The 1,072-nt window shown below is 63.6% G+C and carries 1 protein-coding gene; it reads right to left on the reverse strand.

The annotated features are described in order from the left end of the window. Window positions 1–5: 5 nt before the first annotated feature. Entirely contained in the window at window positions 6–980 is a 975-nt protein-coding gene (locus ACETK3_RS21315; protein WP_237428856.1) for an IS481 family transposase, read from the reverse strand. Window positions 981–1,072: the final 92 nt, after the last annotated feature.

Raw genomic sequence — 1,072 nt, forward strand, 5'->3', positions numbered from 1 at the left:
TGTACTCAGTCAGTAGGTTGGTTGCACCTGCTGATCGGTGGGTTGCCTCCGAGGCTGCCGTGGGGCCGGTGGTTGTTGTAGAAGTCTAGCCAAGGCTGCAGAGCGTCTGTGCGGGCCTGGTTTGAGGTGAAGGGTTGACGGTAGGCCCAGCCTTCCTGGAGGGTGCGGTTGAAGCGTTCTGCTTTGCCGTTCTGCCAGGGATGGCGGGGTTTGATCAGGATGTGTTTGGCGCCCAGCGCAGTCAGTGCGTCCTGGAAATCTTTCGAGAGCCGGTAGGCGAAGGCATTATCGGTCATGACCCTTTTGACGGGTGCGCCGTGGGCTGCCATGGCTGCCGCGGCCCGGGTAAGGAATCCTGCGCAGGTCGCGCCTTTCTCATCGGGCAGGACCTCGGCGTAGGCGAAGCGGGAGTGGTCATCCACGGCCACGTGGACGTAGTCAAAACCGACCCTTGAGTGGCCTGTTGAATGATTGCGGGCAGACTGATTCGGGTCTGCCCGCCAGCCCCCGCCATCCGGGATTCGGCCCAGTTTCTTGACGTCGATGTGGATCATGTCCCCGGGAGCGTCGCGTTCGTAGCGGCGGTCGGTCGCCCGGGATGCCCGAATCCGTACCCCGGTCACCGGGTCCAGGTCCCACAGTCTGGGCATGCCCGCGCGGGCCAGGATCCGGGAGACCGTCCGGGCGCTCGTGCCGCAGCGCAAGGCCAGGTCCGCAGGTCCCTCGCGGTGCTCGACGCGCTGGGTCAGAACATCCGCAACGACTTCCGCTGAGGTTGCGTTCGGGCACGACCTTGGGCGGGAGCTGCGGTCCTCGAGGCCGGCCCAGCCGTGGGCCCGGTACCTGCTGATCCAACGGTGCGCGCAGGTCCTGGAGATACCCATCTCCTTGGCAACGTGGGCGACGGGACGGCCGGCAAGGATACGCTCGATGATGATCCGTCTACCGTTCGGAGTCAGCCGGGCATTACGGTGGGACATGAAGACCTCTTAGTCGTTGGCTGTGTGTGGTAACCACCAACCTAAGAGGTCTTCACCTATTCACGATGTAACCAACGTCCTGACTCAGTACA

The organism is Arthrobacter sp. E44 (assembly GCF_041877125.1).
Taxonomy (GTDB): Bacteria; Actinomycetota; Actinomycetes; order Actinomycetales; family Micrococcaceae; genus Arthrobacter.

Excerpts from the sequence above, each read along its gene's own strand:
- ACETK3_RS21315 (WP_237428856.1), bottom strand. The coding sequence starts at position 980 with ATGTCCCACCGTAATGCCCGGCTGACTCCGAACGGTAGACGGATCATC.